The organism is Allobosea sp. RAF48, from assembly GCF_052114025.1.
In the GTDB taxonomy this organism is placed as follows: domain Bacteria; phylum Pseudomonadota; class Alphaproteobacteria; order Rhizobiales; family Beijerinckiaceae; genus Allobosea.
Map to the genome: position 1 here is coordinate 172816 of NZ_JBFRDZ010000008.1, position 21207 is coordinate 194022.

At 66.4% G+C, this 21207-nt stretch carries 22 protein-coding genes; 7 read left to right on the forward strand and 15 right to left on the reverse strand.

Annotated features, from left to right (window positions below; genetic code table 11):
* The first annotated feature begins 48 nt into the window (after nt 1-48).
* Nucleotides 49-399 carry a carboxymuconolactone decarboxylase family protein gene (locus AB4Z10_RS16765; RefSeq protein ID WP_441471512.1) on the forward strand — a complete coding sequence of 117 codons (351 nt, stop codon included), beginning with the start codon at nt 49-51 and terminating at the stop codon, nt 397-399.
* A 160-nt stretch (nt 400-559) separates the two neighbouring features.
* Here AB4Z10_RS16765 and AB4Z10_RS16770 read toward each other — a convergent pair whose 3' ends face one another.
* From AB4Z10_RS16770 to AB4Z10_RS16815, 10 genes are all read right to left on the reverse strand, one after another.
* Entirely contained in the window at nt 560-1216 is a 657-nt protein-coding gene (locus AB4Z10_RS16770; RefSeq protein WP_441471513.1) for an MBL fold metallo-hydrolase, read from the reverse strand.
* Between the two features lie 35 nt (nt 1217-1251).
* A complete protein-coding gene (locus AB4Z10_RS16775; protein WP_441471514.1) occupies nt 1252-1581 on the reverse strand; it encodes a hypothetical protein in 330 nt (109 codons plus the stop codon).
* Nucleotides 1578-3194, reverse strand: coding sequence for a fumarate hydratase (locus AB4Z10_RS16780; RefSeq protein WP_441471515.1), 1617 nt, complete (start codon nt 3192-3194; stop codon nt 1578-1580). The genes AB4Z10_RS16775 and AB4Z10_RS16780 overlap by 4 nt, the downstream gene beginning before the upstream one ends.
* Nucleotides 3195-3361: 167 nt before the next feature.
* On the reverse strand, nt 3362-3829 hold the full coding sequence (gene ptsN / locus AB4Z10_RS16785; protein ID WP_441471516.1) for a PTS IIA-like nitrogen regulatory protein PtsN: 468 nt from the start codon (nt 3827-3829) through the stop codon (nt 3362-3364).
* Between the two features lie 86 nt (nt 3830-3915).
* A complete protein-coding gene (gene hpf / locus AB4Z10_RS16790; protein ID WP_441471517.1) occupies nt 3916-4542 on the reverse strand; it encodes a ribosome hibernation-promoting factor, HPF/YfiA family in 627 nt (208 codons plus the stop codon).
* A gap of 88 nt (nt 4543-4630) precedes the next feature.
* Nucleotides 4631-6163 (reverse strand): RNA polymerase factor sigma-54, encoded by a 1533-nt coding sequence (gene rpoN / locus AB4Z10_RS16795; protein ID WP_441471518.1) that lies wholly within the window; start codon nt 6161-6163, stop codon nt 4631-4633.
* Nucleotides 6164-6325: 162 nt separating this feature from the next.
* Entirely contained in the window at nt 6326-7174 is an 849-nt protein-coding gene (gene lptB / locus AB4Z10_RS16800) for an LPS export ABC transporter ATP-binding protein (RefSeq protein WP_441471519.1), read from the reverse strand.
* A gap of 55 nt (nt 7175-7229) precedes the next feature.
* Entirely contained in the window at nt 7230-7928 is a 699-nt protein-coding gene (locus tag AB4Z10_RS16805; protein ID WP_441471520.1) for an LptA/OstA family protein, read from the reverse strand.
* A 1-nt stretch (nt 7929) separates the two neighbouring features.
* On the reverse strand, nt 7930-8706 hold the full coding sequence (gene lptC, locus AB4Z10_RS16810; RefSeq protein WP_441471521.1) for an LPS export ABC transporter periplasmic protein LptC: 777 nt from the start codon (nt 8704-8706) through the stop codon (nt 7930-7932).
* 157 nt (nt 8707-8863) lie between these two features.
* Nucleotides 8864-9478, reverse strand: a complete 615-nt coding sequence (locus tag AB4Z10_RS16815; protein ID WP_441471522.1) for a ribonuclease D — start codon at nt 9476-9478, stop codon at nt 8864-8866.
* 234 nt (nt 9479-9712) lie between these two features.
* Here AB4Z10_RS16815 and AB4Z10_RS16820 point away from each other — a divergent pair, with 234 nt between their 5' ends.
* The 3 genes from AB4Z10_RS16820 to AB4Z10_RS16830 all read left to right on the forward strand — a co-directional run bounded on the left by AB4Z10_RS16820 (nt 9713) and on the right by AB4Z10_RS16830 (nt 12028).
* Entirely contained in the window at nt 9713-10138 is a 426-nt protein-coding gene (locus tag AB4Z10_RS16820) for a DUF805 domain-containing protein (RefSeq protein WP_441471523.1), read from the forward strand.
* Nucleotides 10139-10163: 25 nt separating this feature from the next.
* Entirely contained in the window at nt 10164-11375 is a 1212-nt protein-coding gene (dapE, locus tag AB4Z10_RS16825) for a succinyl-diaminopimelate desuccinylase (RefSeq protein WP_441471524.1), read from the forward strand.
* Between the two features lie 68 nt (nt 11376-11443).
* A complete protein-coding gene (locus tag AB4Z10_RS16830) occupies nt 11444-12028 on the forward strand; it encodes a hypothetical protein (protein WP_441471525.1) in 585 nt (194 codons plus the stop codon).
* 7 nt (nt 12029-12035) lie between these two features.
* Here AB4Z10_RS16830 and truA read toward each other — a convergent pair whose 3' ends face one another.
* The 3 genes from truA to def form a co-directional block, all read right to left on the reverse strand.
* The gene (truA, locus tag AB4Z10_RS16835; RefSeq protein WP_441471526.1) at nt 12036-12776 is read right to left on the reverse strand and encodes a tRNA pseudouridine(38-40) synthase TruA; all 741 of its coding nucleotides are present in this window, start codon (nt 12774-12776) and stop codon (nt 12036-12038) included.
* A 156-nt stretch (nt 12777-12932) separates the two neighbouring features.
* Nucleotides 12933-13862, reverse strand: coding sequence for a methionyl-tRNA formyltransferase (gene fmt, locus AB4Z10_RS16840; protein WP_441471527.1), 930 nt, complete (start codon nt 13860-13862; stop codon nt 12933-12935).
* Between the two features lie 174 nt (nt 13863-14036).
* Complete coding sequence (gene def, locus AB4Z10_RS16845) at nt 14037-14576, reverse strand: peptide deformylase (protein WP_441471528.1); 540 nt, start codon at nt 14574-14576, stop codon at nt 14037-14039.
* Nucleotides 14577-14689: 113 nt separating this feature from the next.
* On the opposite strand from def, the gene AB4Z10_RS16850 reads away from it, so the two are divergent.
* The gene (locus tag AB4Z10_RS16850; RefSeq protein ID WP_441471529.1) at nt 14690-15874 is read left to right on the forward strand and encodes a DNA recombination protein RmuC; all 1185 of its coding nucleotides are present in this window, start codon (nt 14690-14692) and stop codon (nt 15872-15874) included.
* On the opposite strand, the gene AB4Z10_RS16855 is transcribed toward AB4Z10_RS16850, so the two are convergent.
* Complete coding sequence (locus AB4Z10_RS16855; RefSeq protein WP_441471530.1) at nt 15875-16384, reverse strand: OsmC family protein; 510 nt, start codon at nt 16382-16384, stop codon at nt 15875-15877.
* A 42-nt stretch (nt 16385-16426) separates the two neighbouring features.
* Nucleotides 16427-17137 carry an ATP-binding cassette domain-containing protein gene (locus AB4Z10_RS16860; RefSeq protein ID WP_441471531.1) on the reverse strand — a complete coding sequence of 237 codons (711 nt, stop codon included), beginning with the start codon at nt 17135-17137 and terminating at the stop codon, nt 16427-16429.
* A 583-nt stretch (nt 17138-17720) separates the two neighbouring features.
* Between AB4Z10_RS16860 and AB4Z10_RS16865 the strand changes: the two genes are divergently transcribed.
* Together AB4Z10_RS16865 and grpE are read left to right on the forward strand one after the other, a co-directional pair.
* Nucleotides 17721-20489: a [protein-PII] uridylyltransferase gene (locus tag AB4Z10_RS16865; RefSeq protein ID WP_441471588.1), complete on the forward strand. Its 2769-nt coding sequence runs from the start codon at nt 17721-17723 to the stop codon at nt 20487-20489.
* A gap of 114 nt (nt 20490-20603) precedes the next feature.
* Nucleotides 20604-21203: a nucleotide exchange factor GrpE gene (gene grpE / locus AB4Z10_RS16870; RefSeq protein ID WP_441471532.1), complete on the forward strand. Its 600-nt coding sequence runs from the start codon at nt 20604-20606 to the stop codon at nt 21201-21203.
* Nucleotides 21204-21207: the final 4 nt, after the last annotated feature.

A 21207-nucleotide genomic window follows, 5' to 3' on the forward strand; every position in this document is an offset into this window, starting at 1 on the left:
GTTTTTATGATATTATAAAAATATAAACTGTCAAGGATCGACATCACCATGAGCAAGGACTACCGCACCATCACCCAGGATATTTCCGCCTATATGCGCGAGCTGCGTGGGCTCCAGCCGGAGGCGATGAAGGGCTTCAGCACCCTCGCGCAGGCGGCCGGCGCCGATGGCGCGCTCGACAAGAAGAGCAAGGAGTTCATCGCGCTCGCCATCGGCATCACGCAGCGCTGCGACGGCTGCATTGGCTTCCATGCCAAAGCCTTGGCCGGGCTCGGCGCCTCGCGCCAGGAGATCGCCGAAGTCGCGGCGATGTCGGTCTATATGGGCGGCGGCCCGGCCCTGATGTATGCCGCGGATGCGCTGCGCGCCTTCGATCAGTTCGCCGCCCCGGCAGCCTGAAGCAGCGCCCGGCCGAACCCGGGCTCTAGGATCTGTTCAGCCCTCGTCCTGAGGAGCCGTTCCGGCAGGAACGGCGTCTCGAAGGATGAGGGCTCAACACTCCAAAACAGACGCTGGAGCACGCGCCGATCAGGTTGTTTCAACCTGATCGCATCCGGCTCTAGCCCTGCAGGAAGGGGTTGTTCAGCCGCTCCTCGCCCAACGTGCTGGCCGGGCCGTGTCCGGGCAGGAACTGCACGTCGTCACCGAGCGGCAGGAGCTTTTCCCTGATCCCCGAGATCAGCGTCTCGTGATTGCCATAAGGGAAATCGGTGCGGCCGACGGAGCCGGCGAAGACCGTATCGCCGGCGAGCAGGAAGCGCAGATCCTTCTGGAAGAAGGTGACATGGCCCGGCGTATGGCCAGGGACGTGCTGGACCGAGAAGGTCAGGCCGCCGAGCGAGACTTCGTCGCCCTCCTGCAGCCAGCGCGTCGGCTTCACCGCCTTCATGCCGAGGATATCGAAGCGCAGGCCCTGCTCCGGCAGGGCATCGAGCAGGAACCGGTCCGCCTCATGCGGGCCGATGATCGGCAGCGAGAGCGCCTCGGCGAGCTCGGTGGCGCCGCCGGCATGGTCGAGATGGCCATGCGTCAGCCAGATCGCGACCGGCGTTACGCCGAGCTCCTTCAGGGCTTCCTGCAAGCGCGGCGCGTCGCCGCCGGGATCGACGATGGCGGCCTGCTTGGTCTTCGTGTCCCAGAGGATGGAGCAGTTCTGCTGGAACGCCGTCACCGGCACGACGGCGATCTGGAGCGGCGCTTCGGGCTGGTCGGTCATCGGAGAGCCTTCGGTTCGAGCGATACGAAAGGGCCTCAGCGCCCGCCGCAGCGATTGGCGAGGAGGGCGCGGTAGTTCACCAACTCGGAATCCATCTCCGCGACATTGCGCTCGCGCTCCGCCCCGCTCTGGCAGGCCGCGAAGACCGAGCGAGCCTTCTGGAGATAGCCGACATGCTCGCGAAAAGCCCGGCACTGGGTCGCCTGATCGGCGCTGGCCGCGGCCGAGAGCCGGGTCTGCTGCAAGCGGAAGCCGGCCTCGTTCTGGAACAGGTCGCGCGAGCAGGTTGCCGGGCGCGGCTGCTGGGCGAGCGCCGGACCGGCAAGCAGAGCCGACAGCAGCGCCAGGGTCAGCGCAGTCCTCATCCGAGGTTCAGCTCCTTGAAGAAGTCGTTGCCCTTGTCGTCGATGACGATGAAGGCCGGGAAATCCTCGACCTCGATCTTCCAGACCGCTTCCATGCCGAGTTCCGGATATTCCAGGACCTCGACCTTGCGGATGCAGTCCTGCGCGAGGCGCGCCGCCGGGCCGCCGATCGAGCCGAGATAGAAGCCGCCATGGGCCTTGCAGGCTTCCCGGACCGCTGCGGACCTGTTGCCCTTGGCCAGCATCACCATGGAGCCGCCGAAGGACTGGAACTGGTCGACGAAGGAATCCATGCGGCCGGCCGTGGTCGGGCCGAAGGAGCCGGAGGCGAAACCCTCCGGCGTCTTGGCCGGGCCGGCATAGTAGACGGGGTGGTTCTTGAAATACTCGGGCATGCCCTCGCCGCGCTCAAGCCGCTCGCGGATCTTGGCGTGGGCGAGGTCGCGGGCGACGACGATGGTGCCGGTCAGCGACAGGCGGGTCTTGACGGGATGCTTGCTCAGCGTCGCCAGGATCTCACTCATCGGCTGATTGAGGTCGATCTTCACGACATCGCCGCCGAGCTTCGCCTCGTCGACATCCGGCAGGTATTTCGACGGATCGGTCTCCAGCGCCTCGAGGAAGATGCCGTCCTTGGTGATCTTGCCCTTGGCCTGGCGGTCCGCCGAGCAGGAGACGCCGAGCCCGATCGGCAGCGAGGCGCCATGGCGCGGCAGGCGGATGACGCGGACGTCGTGGCAGAAATATTTGCCGCCGAACTGCGCACCGACGCCGAGCGCCTGCGTCATCTTGTGGACCTCCTCCTCCATCTCGAGGTCGCGGAAGGCATGGCCGGAGGGCGAACCCTTCGTCGGCAGCGCGTCGAGATATTTGGTCGAGGCGAGCTTCACCGTCTTCAGGTTTTGYTCGGCAGAGGTGCCGCCGATGACGATGGCAAGGTGGTAGGGCGGGCAGGCCGCGGTGCCGAGCGTCAGGATCTTCTCCTTCAGGAACGCCATCATGCGGTCCTTGGTGAGAAGCGACGGCGTCGCCTGGTAGAGGAAGGTCTTGTTGGCGGAGCCACCGCCCTTGCAGACGAAGAGGAACTTATAGGCATCCTCGCCCTCGGCGTAGATGTCGATCTGCGCCGGCAGGTTGGTCGCGGTGTTCTTCTCCTCGAACATCGAGAGCGGCGCGAGCTGGGAATAGCGCAGGTTGCGCTTGAGATAGGCGTCATGGACGCCCTCGCCGAGCGCCGATTCGTCGTCGCCGTCAGTCCAGACCTTGCGGCCCTTCTTGCCCATGACGATGGCCGTGCCGGTGTCCTGACACATCGGGAGGACGCCGCCGGCGGCGATATTGGCGTTCTTCAGCAGGTCATAGGCGACGAACTTGTCGTTCGAGGTCGCCTCGGGGTCGTCGAGGATCTTGGCGAGCTGAGCCAGATGGCCCGGGCGCAGCAGGTGGTTGATGTCGATGAAGGCTTGTTCGGAGAGCTTGCGGATCGCCTCGCGGGAGACGCTCAGGACCTCGCGATCACCGACCTTCTCGACGCTGACGCCTTCGCTTCCGAGCTTGCGATAGGGCGTCTTGTCCTCACCGAGCGGGAAGAGATCGACATGCGTGTAGGCCATGATCAGCGGCTCCGAAGCGATGAAGCGCTGCGCTCTCGATTTGGGACAGAGACCGCTCCACCGACAGGCTCGCTGTGGATCAGAACGGTCTCCAGCCGGACGCGCGGCGCCGTATGGCCGGCGTCATAGCCCGTCGACCGGCATCGTCCAAGCAGTCTTTAATGAGTTTAAGCGCAGGCGGCCTGAGTGGCCGACTCGGCAAGGATGGCGTGGATCGCCGCCGGGTCACGAATCTTGCGAACCTGCTCCAGCACCGACTGGTTGCGCAGCACGCGCGCAACGCGAGCCAGCGCCTTGAGATGGTCGGCCCCTGCCCCCTCCGGCGCGATCAGCACGAAGATGATGTCGACGGGCTGGCCGTCGAGCGCGTCGAAATCGATCGGCTTCTCAGTGCGGGCGAACAGCCCAACCAGGCGGTCGATGCCGGGCATGCGGCCGTGCGGGATAGCGATGCCGTCGCCGATCCCGGTCGAGCCGAGGCGCTCACGTTGGAGCAGCGCCTCGAAGATCTCTCGATCGGGCAAGCCCGTGAGGGCGGCGGCATGCTGGGCAAGCTCCTGCAGAGCCTGCTTCTTGCTGTTGGCCCGCAGTGGCGAAATCACCGCGGCGGGGCTCAGGAGATCGGTCAGCGTCATTCGCCCGTCCATGCATGTCCCGTGCCGGCCGAAACGCCGTCGGCACGGTTCAAGGTTCGACGGCCGGAGCGGTCGCCCCGCCGGCCTCAGGACAGCGATGCCGGCGGGTCGATCCAGCCGATATTACCGTCGCGGCGGCGGTATACGATGTTCATCCGGCCATTGCCAGCATGGCGGAAGATGATGACGGGCGAACCAGTCAGGTCGAGCTCCGCGACCGCATCGCTGACTGTCAGAACATGCAGCGATTTGGTGGTTTCGGCCACGGTCACCGGGTGATCGCCGGCGGAAACACCGTCGAACTCCTCGATATCGTCATCCGGAGCCGCAATCACATAACTGGGGATTTCGATTCCGGCGTCGCGTCCGTTGGCGGTCGAACGGTCCTTCAGCCGACGCTTGTAGCGTCGCAGCCGCTTCTCGATGCGCTCAGCCATCTTGTCGAGGCTGGCATAGGGATCGTGGGCGGTGGCGGAGGCTTCCAGCGTGATCCCCGAAGAGAGGTGGATGACGGTGTCGGTACGGAAGGCCGTACCGTCCTTGTCGACCGTGACGTGTCCCTGATAGCCGCCCTCGTAGTATTTGCTGACGGCTGCAGCGACCCGCTCTTCGGCCTGGCCGCGCAGGGCCTCGCCGACATCGAGATTCTTGCCGGAGATTCGCAAGCTCATGGACTGCTTCCCCTTGTTTAGCCATGGCCAGTGCTTGGCCATCTCCAAGAGCTAAGAACTGCGAGTCCGGGATGTCAATGTGACAAGGGCAGCATGGCGCCGATGCGCCGGCGTTTTGGAACCAAATTGCTCAACGCCCTGCGGCCGCCATCGCAACCTTCTCCCGCCGCCGCTCCATCGATGAGGGAATGCGCAGCGATTCCCGATATTTCGCGACGGTGCGCCGGGCGATGTCGATGCCGGTGGCCTTGAGCTTCGTGACGATGGCATCGTCGGAGAGCACGTCGCGCGGACTTTCCTCGTCGATCATCTGCTTGATGCGGAAGCGCACGGCCTCGGCCGAATGCGCCTCGCCATAGCCGGTGGCCGCAATCGCCGCCGAGAAGAAGTACTTCATCTCGAAGACGCCACGCGAGCAGGTCAGGTACTTGTTCGACGTGACGCGCGAGACGGTCGATTCGTGCATGCCGATGGCGTCGGCGACCGTCTTCAGGTTGAGCGGGCGCAGATGCTCGACGCCATAGGCGAAAAAGCCGTCCTGCTGGCGCACGATTTCGCTGGCGACCTTCAGGATCGTCCGGGCGCGCTGCTCCAGCGAACGCGTCAGCCAGTTCGCCGTCTGCAGACATTCGGCGATGAAGGCCTTGTCCTCGTCGTTGCGCGCCGCCTTGGAAACGCGGGCATGATAAGTCTGATTGACGAGCAGGCGCGGCAGCGTGTCCGGGTTGAGGTCGATCAGCCAGGAGCCATCGGGCGCGGCGCGGATGAAGACATCCGGAACGACCGTCTCCGCCGCCGAGCCGCCGAAGGCCCGGCCGGGCTTGGGATCGAGCCGGCGGATCTCGGCGACCATGTCGGCGATATCCTCGTCATCGACGCTGCAGACGCGCTTCAGCGCTGCAAAATCGCGCTTGGCGACGAGGTGGAGGTTCGCCAGCAGAGCCTGCATCGCCGGATCGAAGCGGTTGCGGTCGCGCAGCTGGATCGCGAGACATTCGGCAACGTCGCGTGCCGCGACGCCCGAGGGATCGAAGCTCTGGACGATGCGCAGCACGGCTTCCACTCGCTCCGCGCCGACGCCGAGACGTTCGGCAATGTCCGGGACGGGCTCGGCGAGATAGCCGCTGTCATCGACCGCATCGATGAGGTGGCGGCCGATGATGCGCTCAGCTTGATCGGCAACGGCGAGGTCGAGCTGGGCGCTGAGATGGTCGTGCAGCGAGGCTTCGGCCGTCAGCCCGCTCTCGAAGCCTTCTGGCCCGTCCTCGAAGGAGCCGCCGCGCGAGCCATAGGCGCCACCGATCACCGGAAGGCTGTCGGCGCCGCCTGAATCGCTGCGGGCCGCGCTCGGCTGCTCGCTCTGAAAGACATTGTCGAGACCGGTGCCGAGCCGGCCCTCCATCCCCTCCTGGGTATGCAGGCTTTCGGCACGGGCAAAGCTCTCGGGATCGGCTGCATGCAGGCTCTCGGCCTCCGCGCCGCTGCGCAGCGGGGCTTCCGGGCCGTCGTCCCGCTCCAGCAACGGGTTCCGTTCAAGCTCGCCGTCGACGAAGTTCTGGAGTTCCAGATGAGAGAGCTGCAGGAGCTTGATCGCCTGCAGCAACTGCGGCGTCATCACCAGGGACTGACCCTGACGCAACTCCATGCGCGGCATCATTGCCATGCGCGAAAAGCCCTTCTCGATCACGCACCGTACGGCACGCTTCTTGCTTGCGAGAGGACCCTAGCGTCTGCTCACCGCCGCGTCAAAGCCCATGCCCCATTCGTGGGCAGGAAATTTGATGCACCGCAGCAAAACGACGCAAATCGAAGCAGGCGCCCCTGGTTAAAGGCGGAAATCCTCGCCGAGATAGACGCGGCGGACATCGGGATTGGCGATGATCTCGGCCGGCGAGCCTTCCGTCAGCACGCGGCCGGAATGGATGATGTAGGCGCGGTCGACGAGGCCGAGCGTTTCGCGGACGTTGTGATCGGTGATGAGCACGCCGATGCCGCGGTCGGTCAGCTGGCGCACCAGCGCCTGAATGTCGCCGACCGCGATCGGATCGATGCCGGCGAAGGGCTCGTCGAGCAGGATGAAGGAGGGCTTTCCGGCAAGCGCGCGGGCGATCTCGCAGCGACGACGCTCACCACCGGAGAGCGCGATCGACGGCGCCTTGCGCAGCCGCGAAATGGTGAACTCCTCGAGCAGTTGGTCGAGCTGGCGCTCGCGCGCCTTGCGGTCGGGCTCGACCACCTCGAGCACGGAACGGATGTTGTCCTCCACCGACAGTCCGCGGAAGATCGAGGCCTCCTGCGGCAGATAGCCGATACCGAGGCGGGCGCGCTGGTACATCGGCAGCCCGGTGATGTCGTTGCCTTCGAGCGAAATGACACCGAAATCGGCACCGACCAGGCCGGTGATCATGTAGAAGATCGTGGTCTTGCCGGCGCCGTTCGGGCCGAGCAGGCCGACGGCTTCTCCCTGGCGCAGAGAGAGGCTGGCATCCGACACCACGGTGCGGCCGCCATAGCTCTTGCGCAGATTGCTGACGGCGAGGATTCCCGGCCCGCCGATCGCAGCAGCCGTGGCGCCAAACGCGCCCTCGCCTGCGGCGCGGTTTCCGCCGCCAAAAAGCCCGCGCAGGCGGCCGAACACTCCGCCCGGGCTCGGGGCCTGGGTCCGTGCGGGCATGGTGGCGGGGCGAGGTGCTTCGGAGACAGTCACTGCGGCACGATCGGTTGGGGGCTCAGTTGGTCGGCTTGGGGGCCGGCTTGGCGCCCGGCTTGTTCGCGTCGGGCTTGTTCGTATCCGAGTTCGGCACGAAGAAGCCCTGGACGCGGCCGCCCTTGTTGGTCTCGACATTCGCGACGCCGGTGACCGTGTTGTAGGTCAGCTTCTCGCCGCGAGTGATGTTCGGGCCATCGTTCAGGGCGACGTTGCCGGTCATGATCACGACATTGTTTGCGCGGTCGAACTCGGCATTGTCGGAGGTCGCGGCCTGGGTCTTGGACACGACCGTCACCGGCCCCTTGCAGAGGATGCGCTTGATCGAGCTGTCATTGCTGTTCGGCGCGGCCGGAGTCGCGGCAGCGGGCTTGGCAGCGCCAGCGCCGCCCTGGCCGCCGGCACGCCCTTCGTAGAGCACGGTCATCACCGAACAGCGAACCGTGGTCTCGCCCTGAACCGCCACGACATTGCCGGTGAAGACGGCCTTGTTCTCCTTGTCGAGCACATCGAGCTTGTCGGCATCGATCTTGATCGGCTCCTTGCTGTCGCCGCCGAGACCGCCGAGCGGAGAAGAGGCATTGCCGCCGCGCGCCTTGCCCTGCGCGGCCTGCGCAAGAGCCGCCTGCGGGGCTGCTGCCATGGCGAAGCCCGCGGCCAACAGCAAGGCGGCGGCGCGGAATTCCTTGGCGAAACGGAAACTGTGGCTTGCCGTGCTCATGTCACTGTCTCTTCCCGTTGCCAGCGTCGTTGGCGGGCGTGTCGCCTGCCGGAGCCACCCGATTCGCGTTCAGCAGTTCCGGCATCGGCGTGCTGCCCTCGCGCTCGGGCCCGGCGATCGTACCTGCTGGCGCGTTCCTGATGAAGACCCGGACTCGCCCCTCGAAGACGATCAACTCGCCATTGTTCTTCACGTCAAGCGTGTTGGCGTCCACCGTCGTCTCGCCGAGAGAGACCTTGACCGGCTCCTGCGAAGTCACGGCGCCGGATTTGAAGTCGATATCGGCCGTCTTCATCTGCATGTCGTGGCCGCTCTCGGTACGAACCTTCACGTCGTCGACGAGCTTGAGCTTTTCCTTCTGCGTATCGAACAGTCCGGTCTTCGCATTGACCGTCACCCAGCCCTCGCGCTCCATCTGGATGCGCGCGGTCAAGATCTGCAGCTCGATCTGCGTCGGATTCTTGATGTCTTGAAAGGCGTTCTCGGCCGTCACCTGATAGGGCCGGTTATTCTTGCGGTAGCCGGAGAGCTTCGGCGTCTCCATCCGGACCTTGCCGCCGGTGATGCCGACCGAACTGACCGAGACATTGGCGAGCTTGCCGCGGAGAGGATTGAGGAAGGGGACGACGACCAGCGCAACCACCAGCGTCACCGCGGTCACAGGGATCAGCTTGCGCAGGATGTGAACGGCCCGGGTGTGACGGCGCGCAGCAGCAAAGGCCGCACGGCGGCGCAGCGCCTGCGCGGAAATCCTCCCCGCCGGGTCGTTCAAGGTCATTGCCACAGTCATGCCCCGCGCAATGGCAGCCGCTCACGGCTTTTTCGTGTCGCCGGGCGAACCGCAACGCGCCCCCGCGCCGCTCGCTCCAGACCGGACGGGCGCGCCCCTTGCGCCAATCTTCGCGGCAGACTGACGCAAGAACCCTTCGAAATTGTCAAGTGTGAGCGAAGATGTCGGTCTCGCTCCAGCCGGCCAGGTCGAGCTCCGCACGGTAAGGCAGGAACTTGAAGCAGGCCTGGGCGAGATCGCCGCGGCCCTCGCGCGCCAGCATCGCCTCGAGCTTGGCGTGGAGCGCGTGCAGGTGCAGCACGTCGGAGGCGGCGTAGGCGAGCTGGGCCTCGCTGAGCGTATCCGCCCCCCAATCGGAAGATTGCTGCTGTTTCGAGAGCTCGACGCCGAGCAGCTCGCGCACCAGATCCTTCAGACCGTGACGATCCGTGTAGGTGCGGGTCAGCTTCGAGGCGATCTTGGTGCAGTAGACCGGAGTCGTGACCACTCCGAAAGCGTGGCGCAACACCGCAACGTCGAAGCGCGCGAAGTGGAAGAGCTTCAGCACGGCCGGGTCTTCGAGCAGGCGGATCAGGTTCTTGGGCCGCGCGCCATCCTTCAGGATCTGGACGACGTCCGCCGTGCCGTCACCACGCGAGAGCTGGACCACGCAAAGCCGATCGCGATGCGGGTTGAGGCCGAGCGTCTCGGTGTCGATCGCGACGCTCGAGCCGGCCTCATAACCGTCAGGCAGATCGCCGCGATGAAAACGGATGGTCATGCTCGAAACCTCACTCGGGCCGCGCTGAGGCGCCCTTCAACGGTACTCACGGAATGGAACGGCGGCAGACCGCGCCGCAACGACGCGCCTTCCGCAGCTAGCGACCCCGTATCGCCGGTTCAAGCCTTTTCTGATTTGGCACAACTGGCTGACCACACCGTTAACCTTTTATTCACTATAAGCTTCAAGCTTTCGTTAAGACATGCGAAAAGGGGTGGCAACGGAGCGCGACGCATGTCCCCGATTCGCCTTTTCTGCGATCTCGATGGCCGCATCGGTTTGCGCGCCTTCTGGCTCGGCAGTGCCGTCGTGGCGCTCACGCTGTTTGCGCTGCAAAGGATCCTGCCCCAGCTGATGGTTCCTCAGACCGCGCGAACCGTCCTCGCCTTCGCGAACGCCTTCGCGCTGTTTCCCTGGGCGGCGCTGGCCGCCAAGCGCGCCACCGACCGGGGCGGCAGCTCGCTCTTCGGCGTCCTGCTGGTCTGCGCGATCGTGCTGCCGGAGTACCTGCGGTTCTACATGCCATTCGGCTGGCGCCCTTCGCTGGAAGCGATATCGACCATCGCGTGGGTGGTCGCCTTCATCGATCTCGGTCTGATGCCTTCAGCCCGGGACGAGCGGGCGGAGGCGCTGGTCGCGGCCGAGGCCGGTTCCCGCTAGGCCGAAAGCGCGCTAAAGCGGCGGCATGACGAACGCACCTGCCGCTTCAGCCCCCGCCCTTTCCTTCGACCCGGCCGATCCGGCCGCGCTCACGCAGGCGCTCGTACGCTGCCCCTCCGTCACGCCGCAGGAAGGCGGCGCGCTCGCCGTGCTCGCCTCGGTTCTGGTGGCCGAGGGCTATGAGGTGCAGCGCCCGGTCTTCAGCGAGCCGGGCACGCCGGATGTCGAGAATCTCTATGCCCGCATCGGTAACCAGGCCCCGGTCTTCGTCATCGCCGGGCATACCGACGTCGTGCCCGTCGGCGATGAGGCCGCCTGGACACGCGCGCCCTTCGATGGCGCGATCGAGAACGGCATCCTTTATGGACGCGGCGCCTGCGACATGAAGGGCGGGCTCGCCGCCATGGTCTCGGCTGCGATCCGCTATCGCCGCGAGAATCCCGATGCGCCCGGCTCGATCGCCTTTCTCGTCACCGGCGACGAAGAGGGACCAGCCGTCAACGGCACGGTGAAGCTGCTGCAATGGGCGCATGAGCGCGGCGAGCGCTTCGACCACTGTATCCTCGGCGAGCCGACAAATCCGGCGACGATGAGCGACATGATCAAGATCGGCCGTCGCGGCTCGCTGACCGGCAAGCTCGCCGTCCACGGCATCCAGGGCCATGTCGGCTACCCGCATCTCGCCGACAATCCGATCCGCGGCATGGTCCGGCTGCTGGCGGCGCTCGACGCCACCCCTCTCGACGCCGGTACCGAGCATTTCGACCCGAGCAACCTCGAAGTGACGACGCTCGATGTCGGCAACCCCGCGACGAACGTCATCCCCGCCCAGGCCAGGGCCGTCTTCAACATCCGCTTCAACGACGTCTGGACGCCGGAGACCCTCGCGGCAGAGCTTGACCGGCGCCTGCGGGAGGCGGCGGGCAACACCGTGCGCTACGACATCGACTTCCAGCCGACCAATGCCGTCGCCTTCCTGACCGAACCCGGCCCCTTCGTAGCCATGGTAGCGGATGCCGTCGCCGCCGAGACCGGCAAGCGGCCGCAGCTTTCGACGACCGGCGGCACCTCCGACGCCCGGTTCATCAAGAGCTATTGCCCCGTTGTCGAATACGGTGTCGTCGGCAAGACGATGCACCAGATCGACGAATGCGTTGCCGTCGCGGACCTCGCTGCGCTTGAGCGGATCACGCATCGGTTACTCGCCAGCTATTTTGCAGCGCAACACAAGGCTTGACGCGCCGGAACCACGGGTCATTATCCGCCTTAGACGAAAGTCTAAGATCGCAGATGATGGAGACCGTGATGAGGCTCGCCGCCGACGACATCGCGCGCTCGCTGCGCGGTTCCTGGCACTTGATGACCCGCGGCACAGAGGCGCTTTCCGAACTCGACCTCAGCCGGGACGGATTCTGGCGCTCCTATCTCGCCTTCGCATTGATGCTGCCGGCAACGATCGCAATCCTCGCCGCGACGCGCCTGATGGCCGGGCTGCCGAACAGCGCCGGCCTCTTCACCGCCCCCGCGCTCGTGCTGGCGGTCATCGGCGCGCTCTGTCTCGCCATCCTCGCCGTGCCGGCCCTGCTGATCGCGCTGCGGCCCGAACTGGCGCAGGCGCCGCGCTTCACCAGCTTCGTCATCGCCTGGAATTGGGCCGGCATCGTCTCGGCCAGCCTGATGGCGGTTCCGGCTGCCGTCTTCGCACTCGGCTGGTCGACACCGCAGCTCGCGATGGTGCAGTCCGCTTTCTTCGCCGCGATCGTGCTCAGGCTGCGCTATTGCGTGGCGCGCGCCGCCTTCGGGCCGGAGGGACGCGCCATCGCGCTGCCGCTGGTCATCGCCAGCGTCGTGCTCGACTATGGCGTGATCCAGCTGTTCGACCTGTTCTGAGCCGGCCTCAGTAGTCGACCCCGGCGAGATAGAGCCCGCAGGACGGCGCCAGCGCCGCGCACTGCGCCCGGTCGCGCGCCGCCAGGATCTGGCCGAGCTTCGCTTCCGGCCAGCGCCCCGCCCCGACCATCTTCAGGCTGCCGACGATCGAGCGGACCTGATGATGCAGGAAGGAGCGCGCATGGGCGTAGACCACGATCTCCGCGCCCTCGCGCCGGACATCGAGCCGGTCGAGCGTACGCATCGGGCTGTTGGCCTGGCATTCGGCGGCGCGGAAGGTGGTGAAGTCGTGGTGGCCGAGCAGCGCCTTGGCGGCCCGGTCCATCGCCTCATGGTCGAGCTTCACGGGGACGTGCCAGACGCGTCCTCGATCGAGCGCCGGCGGCGCCCGCCGGTCGAGGATGCGATAGATGTAATAGCGGCGCTTCGCCGAGATGCGGGCATCGAAATCGCCGGAGACCTGCTCCGCGCTCAGCACGCTCACCGGGACGCTGGATTTCAGCCGGGCATTGGTCGCGTCGCGCACGACATCGGTGCGCCAGTCTTTCTCGAAGTCGACATGCACGACCTGATGGGTGGCGTGGACGCCGGCATCGGTGCGGCCGGCGCAGTGCAGCCTGACGGGATGGCCGCAGAAGGCCTCGACCGCCTCCTCGACGCTCTGCTGCACTGAAGGCCCGTTGAGCTGGCGCTGCCAGCCCGAGAACGGCGTGCCGTCATATTCGATGACGAGCTTGTAGCGCGGCATCAGACGCTCTCCCCTGCACCGTCATCCCGGACAAGCGGCGAAGCCGCGCCGATCCGGGATCCATGCCGGAGCGCTGCCGATGAAGGTTTCGGCATGGATCCCGGGTCTTCGCTTCGCTGCGCCCGGGATGACGGCGTGGAGGGTGAGATCATCGATTCAGAGCTTGTCGCCGGCCCCGAGCCGGGCGCCGCGCAGGAACTCGGCCCCGCTCATCGGCGCCTTGCCGGCGCGCTGGACCTGCAGCAGCTTCACCGCGCCGACGGCGCAGGCGACCGTGCCCTCGTCGTCAAGCAGCGTGCCGGGCTCGGCCGCGCCGCCGGCGCGCGCGGTACGCAGGATCTTCAGCCGCTCCGGCCCCTTGCCGAGGTCGATCTCGGCGAAGGCGCCCGGGAAGGGCGAGAGGCCGCGCACCCGGTCATGCACCTGCTGTGCCGGCAGCGTCCAGCTCAACTTCGCCTCAGCATTGGTGATCTTGGCGGCATAGGTGACGCCCTCTTCCGGCTGCGGCGTGAACTGCAGGCCGCCGCGACCGAGGGCGGCGAGCGCCCGCACCATCAGATCGGCGCCGAGGATACTGAGCTGGTCATGCAATTCGCCGGCGGTCAGATCCGGGCCGATCGGCAATGTCTCGACCATGGCGACGGGGCCGGTATCGAGCCCGGCCTCCATCTTCATCACGCAGACGCCGGTTTCGGCGTCCCCGGCCATGATCGCGCGCTGGATCGGCGCGGCGCCGCGCCAGCGCGGGAGCAGCGAGGCATGAAGATTGAGGCAGCCGAGCTCGGGCAGGTCGAGGATCGCCTGCGGCAGGATCATGCCATAGGCGACGACGACGGCGACATCGGCCTGATGCGAGGCGATGATCTCGGCCTGCTCCGGCGTCTTCAGCGTCGCGGGCGTGAAGACCGGGATGCCGAAGCGCTCGGCCGCCCTGTGCACCGGCGAGGGCTTGAGATCGAGGCCGCGGCCGGCCTGCGCCGGAGCGCGGGTGTAGCAGGAGACGACCTCATGCCCCTGGCCGACGATCTCCGTCAGCACCGGCACGGCGAAATCCGGCGTGCCCATGAAAATGACGCGCAAACTCATACGCTCGACTTTACCTCAGCTCCGGCATGGCACCGGAAAGAATGAAACAGCCCTCATCCTGAGGAGCAGCCGGAGGCTGCGTCTCGAAGGATGGTCCAGTAACCTCCTGAAGCATCCTTCGAGACGCCGCGTGCCGCGGCTCCTCAGGATGAGGGCCCGGATGATGCCTGTCGATTACGCGGCCCGCTCGCGCTTGGCCGCCTTGGCGAATTTCTTGGTGACGCGCTCGCGCTTCAACCGCGAGAGATGATCGATGAAGAGCACGCCGTCGAGATGGTCGATCTCGTGCTGGAGGCAGGTGGCGAGCAGACCGTCAGCCGCGATCTCATGTGTCTTGCCGTCGAGGTCCATGTAGCGGACCTTGACCTTGGCCGGGCGCTCGACCTCCTCGTAATACTCGGGGATCGAGAGGCAGCCCTCCTCGTAGGCGCTGAGTTCCTCCGAGGACCAGGTGATCTGCGGGTTGATGAAGACCTGCGGCTTCCTCGGCTCCGGCTCCTCGCCCTCCTTCGTCTCCGGCTTCGACAGGTCGATCGTCACGACGCGCAGCGGCGCGCCGATCTGGATCGCGGCGAGCCCGATGCCGGGCGCGTCGTACATCGTCTCGAACATGTCCTCGACCAGCGTCCGGATCTCGGGCGTGATAGCCGCGACCGGCTTCGAAACGAGGCGAAGCTGGGCGTCGGGCAGGATGACGAGCGGGCGAACGGACATGGGATTCCAAAGAGAAAGAGCTGTTGAGCCCGGGACATAAGCATTTGTGAGAGAGCGGTCAAACTGTTCCGCTTTCGTTCGCTATTCTACATCGAATCGGCTAGGCTCCGCGCATGAACGAGATCGCCTTCACCCTGCTTGAACGCCCGGTGACATGGGCAGAGGCCGCCCTCGGCTTCGCGGGCTTGAGCCTCGTCTTGCTGTTCATGGCGGTGATCGCTGGCTGGCGAGGCGGCAAGAACCGCGCGATCGAGGCCGCGATGGCAGCGGAACGTGCCCGCGAGATGGACGACAAGGTCGCGGAGATGAACCGCCAGCAGGCCGAGCTCGCCGGCCGGATGCAGTCGATGGCGGAAATCCTCTCGACAAGGCAGGGCGACCTCGCCCGGCTCGTCGCCGACAGGATGGACGGGCTGAGCCACAAGGTCGGGCAAGGCCTGGAGCAGAACGTCCGCCAGACAACCGAGAGCCTCGGCAAGCTGCAGGAGCGGCTGGCGGTGATCGACACCGCCCAGAAGAACCTGACAGACCTGACCTCCGAGGTGGTGACACTCCGGGACGTGCTCGCCAACAAGCAGGCGCGCGGCGCCTATGGCCAAGGCCGGATGGAAGCGATCATCCGCGACGGGCTGCCCGCCGCCTTCTTCGCCTTCCAGCCGCAGCTCTCGAACGGGCGCCGGCCGGACTGCCTGGTCACCCTGCCCGGCGACGGGCGTGGCCTTGTGATCGACGCCAAGTTCCCGCTGGAGAGCTTCACGCTGCTGCGCGAGGCGCGTGGCGAGGAGGCGAAGAAGGCCGCCGGCCAGCGCGTGCGCAGCGATGTCGGCGTGCATGTGAAGGACATCGCCGAGCGCTATTTCCTGCCCGGCGAAACACAGGACGTCGCGCTGCTCTTCGTGCCCTCGGAATCGATCTATGCCGATCTGCACGAGCATTTCGACGATGTCGTGCAGCGGGCGCATCGGGCCCGTATCATGATCGTCTCCCCCTCGCTGCTGGCGCTGGCGATCCAGCTGATGCAGTCGCTGGTGCGCGACGCGCGAATGCGGGAGGAGGCGCAGGTCATCCAGACCGAAGTCGGCAAGCTGCTTGACGATGTGCGCCGGCTCGGCGAACGCGTCGATAAGCTCGACAATCATTTCCGCCAGGCGCAGGACGATGTCGGCCAGATCAAGACCTCGGCCGGCAAAGTCACGAGCCGCGCCGAGAAGATCGGCGCGCTCGATTTCGACGACGAGAAGAGCGAGCCGAAGCTGCCCTTCGCCAAGGGACTGGAGCTGAAGGCCGCGGCGGAGTGATCAACTCCGGTTGAGCACCGCCGACAGTTCGGGCTTCACGTTCAGCGTCTGGAAGACGACGCAGTAGCGCTCGGTGAGCTTGAGCAGGGTGTCGAGCTTCTCCTGCGGCGCATCGGTCTCGACATCGAAGGAGAGGCGGATCGCCTTGAAGCCGACGGCTGCATCCTTTGCGACGCCGAGCGTGCCGCGGAAGTCGAGATCGCCCTCGGCGCGCACCACGCCCTTCTTCAACTCGATCTCGAGCGCGGTCGCCACCGCCTTCAGGGTCACGCCGGCACAGGCGACCAGAGCCTCCAGCAGCATATCGCCCGAGCAGAGCTCCGCGCCCGAACCGCCGGTCGCCGGATGCAGGCCCGCAAGCGCGATGGCGCGGCCGGTCTCGACCTTGCAGGCGATATGCTGGTCGTCGAGCTCGCCATGGGCCTTGAGCGTGATGACGGCGGCCTCGGGATTGGTCCGATACTCGTCCTTGAGCGGCGCCTGCAGGGCGCGCAGAGCGGTGACGTCCATGATCGTGATCCTCGTGAAGCGGTCCGCCGGCTTGTAGCCGCTTCAGGCCGCCGCCTCCACCTCCGGCGCGGCGTGCCGGTTTTCCTTGTCGAGCGCCCGGCGCAATTCGCGCCGCAGGGTGACGAAGCCGACGGAGCCCTCCTCGCGCGGACGGGCCAGCAGATTGTCGAGGCTGAAGGCGGGCGGCCCCGGCTGCCGTGGCAGGACGAGGATGCGATCGGCCAACCGCAAGGCCTCCTCGACGGAACCGGTGGCGATGGCGACGGCGGGTCGCGCTTGCGTACAGAGCTCCGGCAGAAAGGCGGCGAGCCGGCTGCGGGTTTCGGCATCGAGCGCCGCAAAGGGCTCATCGACCAGCAGCAGCCGCGGCCTGACCAACAGAAGGCGGGCAATGGCGAGCCGCAGCAGCCCTTCGGGCGAGAGCGCGCCCGGCCGCTGCGTCGCCTGCCCCGCGAGGCCAAGGCGCACCAGCACATTGGCGATCAGGCCCTCGCGCTCGAACGGCGTCGCCTTCGGCAGGACGAAAGCCAGGTTCTCGGTGAGATCGAGCCAAGGGAAGAAGCGCGGCCGCGCGCAGAGCAGGCCGATTTCGGCCGTCGGCACCTCACCCTCATCGGTCCGCAGGCCGGCAAGCGCACGCAGCGCCGCCCGCCGCACCTCGGACGCGCCTAGCAGGGCGACGATCTCGCCGGCAGCAGGGCGCGGCGGAACGGTCTCGGGAGAGCGGGAGAGAGTGTGAAGAGCGGCCGACATTGCTGGCTCCATCCATGAACAAGGCGGAAGGAGCGCGGACGGCAGCAGGCCGTCCCGTCGTCCCGCGCTTTAGCTGCATTTGTTTCGCGCCCGCAAGCTGAGGCTCAAATCGGCGCGTGTCCTTTTCTAAGGTCCGAACGTCCGCTTTGTCAAACGACATGCCGGCCGTCTCGACCGTCCTTTCCTGATGCGGCGCCTCGTCGCGCAGGGAGCGGTCGACCGCGCGCAGCGCCTCGCGTTTCGCGCTTCGCGAGGCGGCGGGTGATGCTTGTCATTGATGCGATCCCTCATTTCGACGACGCGAGGAATCGGGACGGGTGGCGTCCTTGGCCCCACGCTTTAGCTGCACTTATTTCGCGCCCGCAAGCTGGTGGCTCAAATCGGCGCGCATCCGCCTTTTAGGTCCAGTCGTTCTGTTTGTCGAACAACACAATCGTGATCGGCAACTGCATCATTACCGTATACAGGCTGTAGAATTTAGTTCTCTCGTCCCCTTTCCCCGCGTGCTAGAACAAATGGCAGACGACGGAACCGTGCCCACGTGACAGCCTCCTCGACAGCGCCCGCACTTGCCCTCTCCGACATGCTGCACGATCCGGAGGCGGGCATCGCGAGACTGTTCGAGGCGGCGCGGCGGAAGGACAAGGCGGAGAAGCGGCAATTGCTGGTGGCGGCGCTGCGGCAGTTGCTCGACGATGGCCGGGTTTCGGCCAAGGCGATCCTGACCGGTCCGCGCGGCGGGCTTTCCTGCGCGCACCGGCTCTCGGCCGTGATGGATGCGGTCGTCATCGGGCTGCACAAGGCCGCGACTTCGTATTTCTATCCGGCCGACAACCCCTCGCAATCGGAGCGGATCGCGGTGGTCGCCGTCGGCGGCTATGGCCGCGGCACGCTGGCGCCCGGATCGGACGTCGATCTTCTCTTCCTCTTCCCGCATAAGCAGACCGCCTGGGGCGAGAGCGTGGTCGAATCCATGCTCTATCCGCTCTGGGACCTGAAGTTGAAGGTCGGCCATTCCGTGCGCTCGGTCGATGATTGCGTGCGCGAGGCGCGGGCGGACATGACGATCCGCACCGCCCTGCTGGAGGCACGCTTCCTGGTGGGCGACCGGGCGCTGTTCGACGAGATGACCCGCCGCTTCAATGCTGAGGTGGTCGAGGGCACGGCCGCCGCCTTCACCGAGGCCAAGCTCGCCGAGCGCGAGACGCGGGTGCAACGGGCCGGCGCGTCGCGCTATCTGGTCGAGCCCAACGTCAAGGACGGCAAGGGCGGCTTGCGCGACCTCAATACGCTGTTCTGGATCGCCAAATATTCCTACCGCGTCGATGACGTGCGCGAACTGGTCGCGGCCGGGCTCTTCGACGAGGACGAGCTGCAGATGTTCCAGCGCTCGGAGGAGTTCCTCTGGCGCGTACGCTGCTGGCTGCATTTCATCACCGGACGCGCCGAGGAGCGGCTCTCCTTCGACCTGCAGCGCCAGGTCGCCGCCGCAATCGGCTATGTCGGCCGCAGCGGCCAAGCCCCCGTCGAGCGCTTCATGAAGGCCTACTTCCTGATCGCCAAGGATGTCGGCGACCTCACCGCCATCGTCTGCGCGGCGCTGGAAGCGCGCCAGCAGAAGCCGCGCGCGACGCTCTCCCGGCTTTTCGATACCCTGGCGAAGCGCAAGCGTGAGCGCTCCCTCGGCCATCGCGACTTCAAGCTGACGAGCCAGCGGCTCAACGTCGTCGACGACAGCGCCTTCGAGCGCGACCCGGTCAATCTGCTGCGGCTATACGAAATCGCCAGCCGCGAGGATCTCGCGATCCACCCCGGTGCAAGCCGCCTGGTGACGCAGTCGCTCAGACTGGTGACGCCGGGCCTGCGCAACGACCCGGAAGCCAACCGCATCTTCCTCGAAATCCTCACCGCCCGGCGCTCGCCGGAGGTGGTGCTCCGCCGCATGAATGAATCCGGCCTGCTCGGCCGCTTCATCCCGGATTTCGGCCGGGTCGTGGCGATGATGCAGTTCAACATGTACCATCACTATACGGTGGACGAGCATCTGATCCGGGCGATCGGCGTGCTGGCCGAGATCGACGCTGGCGTGCTCCAGGCCGAACACCCGCTCGCCAACGACATCATGCCGACCGTCGCCAACCGGCGTGCGCTCTATGTCGCCCTGTTCCTGCACGACATCGCCAAGGGCCGGCCGGAGGACCATTCGCTCGCCGGCGCCCGCATTGCCCGCAAGCTCGGCCCGCGCTTCGGCCTGACCAGCGCGCAGACCGAAACCGTGGCCTGGCTGGTCGAGCACCATCTCGATATGTCGACCGTGGCGCAGAGCCGCGACCTGGGTGACCCCAAGACGATCGAGAGCTTCGCCGCGACGGTGCAGACCCTGGAGCGGCTGAAGCTGCTGCTCATTCTCACCGTGGCGGACATCAAGGCAGTCGGTCCCGGCGTCTGGAACGGTTGGAAGGGCCAGCTGCTGCGCACGCTCTATTTCGAGACCGAGCTCGTGCTGGCAGGCGGCCATTCGGCCGTCGAGCGCAAGGCGCGCGTCGCCATGAAGCAGGACGCGCTGCGTCAGCGCCTGGCGGATTGGAGCGCGGAGGAGCGCGACGCCTATATCGCGCGCCACTACCCGGCCTACTGGATCAAGGTCGATCCCGACCGGCAGGAAAAGCACGCCCGCTTCCTGCGCGAGGCCGAACAGGCAGGGCGGACGACCGCGACCATCGTCGAGACGGACAAGTTCCGCGGGGTGACCGAGCTCACCGTGCTGGCGCCGGACCATCCGCGCCTGCTCGCCATCGTCACCGGAGCCTGCGCGGCGGCCGGCGGCAACATCGTCGACGCCCAGATCTTCACCACCAGCGACGGGCTCGTGCTCGATACCATCTCGGTCTCGCGCGCTTTCGACCGCGACGACGACGAGCTGCGCCGGGCCGAGCGGATCGCGGCCGCGATCGAGCGGGCGCTGAAGGGCGAGATCAAGATCGCCGATCTGGTGGCCCAGCGCCGGGCGCCGCCGCCACGCGGCCAGACCTTCCAGGTGCAGCCGGAAGTCATCATCGACAACGTGCTGTCGACGCGCCACACCGTGCTCGAGGTCTCCGGCCTCGACCGGCCGGGCCTGCTCTACGATCTCACCACCGCGATCGGGAAGCTCAACCTCAATATCGCCTCGGCCCATATCGCGACCTTCGGCGAAAAGGCGGTCGACGTTTTCTACGTCACCGACCTGACCCATGCGAAGATAGTCTCGACCGGACGACAGCTCTCGATCCGCAAGGCGCTGCTCGACGTCTTCAAGCTCGAGGCCGAGAAGCCGGCGCCGGCCAAGGTGAAAGTGCCAGCTCGCGCTTGATTTAACGGGCTATAAGGCCGATATCCGGCACGAACGCGGCTGCGCCCCAATATGATCGGCCCCGGCTCTGCAAGGAGCGGCGCAGCCAGCCAGACAAAGGGACCTGAAGATACGATGACGCAGAACCCTGCGACGCAAGACCCCAATCTCGAAGCCGCGGCCGATGCAACCGAGCAGGCCACGGCCGCCGAGGGCACCGAAGCCCTGGTCGCGAAGCTCCAGGCCGAGCGTGACGACCTCAAGGACAAGCTGCTGCGCACCCTGGCCGAGATGGAGAATCTGCGCCGCCGCACAGAGCGCGAGATCGCCGATGCCAAGGCCTATGCGGTGACGAGCTTCGCGCGCGACATGCTCGGCTCCTCGGACAATCTGCGCCGGGCGCTGGAGAGCTTGCCCGAGGCCGCCCGCAACAGTGCCGAAGGCGACGTGAAGACGCTCTACGAAGGCGTCGAGCTGACCGAGCGCGAGCTGCTTAAGACGCTGGAGCGTCACGGCGTACGCCGGATCGATCCGCAGGGCGAGAAGTTCGACCCGAACCTGCACCAGGCGATGTTCGAGGCACCCGACGCCGCGATCGCCAAGGGACTCGTCTCGAAGGTGATTCAGGTCGGTTATAAGATCGGCGAGCGCGTTCTGCGCCCGGCGCTGGTCGGTGTCTCCGCCGGCGCGCCAAAGGCGGCGGAACCGCCGGCCGGCGACGCGCCCAAGCACTGACGCC

Coding starts and splice junctions, on each gene's coding strand:
- AB4Z10_RS16765 (WP_441471512.1), top strand. CDS start 49: ATGAGCAAGGACTACCGCACCATCACCCAGGATATTTCCGCCTATATG.
- hpf (WP_441471517.1), bottom strand. CDS start 4,542: ATGGCCAAGCACTGGCCATGGCTAAACAAGGGGAAGCAGTCCATGAGC.
- AB4Z10_RS16855 (WP_441471530.1), bottom strand. CDS start 16,384: ATGGACGTCACCGCTCTGCGCGCCCTGCAGGCGCCGCTCAAGGACGAG.
- AB4Z10_RS16865 (WP_441471588.1), top strand. CDS start 17,721: ATGCTGCACGATCCGGAGGCGGGCATCGCGAGACTGTTCGAGGCGGCG.
- lptB (WP_441471519.1), bottom strand. CDS start 7,174: ATGCCCGCACGGACCCAGGCCCCGAGCCCGGGCGGAGTGTTCGGCCGC.
- truA (WP_441471526.1), bottom strand. CDS start 12,776: ATGCCGCGCTACAAGCTCGTCATCGAATATGACGGCACGCCGTTCTCG.
- def (WP_441471528.1), bottom strand. CDS start 14,576: ATGTCCGTTCGCCCGCTCGTCATCCTGCCCGACGCCCAGCTTCGCCTC.
- AB4Z10_RS16805 (WP_441471520.1), bottom strand. CDS start 7,928: ATGAGCACGGCAAGCCACAGTTTCCGTTTCGCCAAGGAATTCCGCGCC.
- grpE (WP_441471532.1), top strand. CDS start 20,604: ATGACGCAGAACCCTGCGACGCAAGACCCCAATCTCGAAGCCGCGGCC.
- AB4Z10_RS16770 (WP_441471513.1), bottom strand. CDS start 1,216: ATGACCGACCAGCCCGAAGCGCCGCTCCAGATCGCCGTCGTGCCGGTG.
- AB4Z10_RS16850 (WP_441471529.1), top strand. CDS start 14,690: ATGAACGAGATCGCCTTCACCCTGCTTGAACGCCCGGTGACATGGGCA.
- AB4Z10_RS16820 (WP_441471523.1), top strand. CDS start 9,713: ATGTCCCCGATTCGCCTTTTCTGCGATCTCGATGGCCGCATCGGTTTG.
- lptC (WP_441471521.1), bottom strand. CDS start 8,706: ATGACCTTGAACGACCCGGCGGGGAGGATTTCCGCGCAGGCGCTGCGC.
- dapE (WP_441471524.1), top strand. CDS start 10,164: ATGACGAACGCACCTGCCGCTTCAGCCCCCGCCCTTTCCTTCGACCCG.
- ptsN (WP_441471516.1), bottom strand. CDS start 3,829: ATGACGCTGACCGATCTCCTGAGCCCCGCCGCGGTGATTTCGCCACTG.
- fmt (WP_441471527.1), bottom strand. CDS start 13,862: ATGAGTTTGCGCGTCATTTTCATGGGCACGCCGGATTTCGCCGTGCCG.
- rpoN (WP_441471518.1), bottom strand. CDS start 6,163: ATGGCAATGATGCCGCGCATGGAGTTGCGTCAGGGTCAGTCCCTGGTG.
- AB4Z10_RS16860 (WP_441471531.1), bottom strand. CDS start 17,137: ATGTCGGCCGCTCTTCACACTCTCTCCCGCTCTCCCGAGACCGTTCCG.
- AB4Z10_RS16830 (WP_441471525.1), top strand. CDS start 11,444: ATGAGGCTCGCCGCCGACGACATCGCGCGCTCGCTGCGCGGTTCCTGG.
- AB4Z10_RS16775 (WP_441471514.1), bottom strand. CDS start 1,581: ATGAGGACTGCGCTGACCCTGGCGCTGCTGTCGGCTCTGCTTGCCGGT.
- AB4Z10_RS16815 (WP_441471522.1), bottom strand. CDS start 9,478: ATGACCATCCGTTTTCATCGCGGCGATCTGCCTGACGGTTATGAGGCC.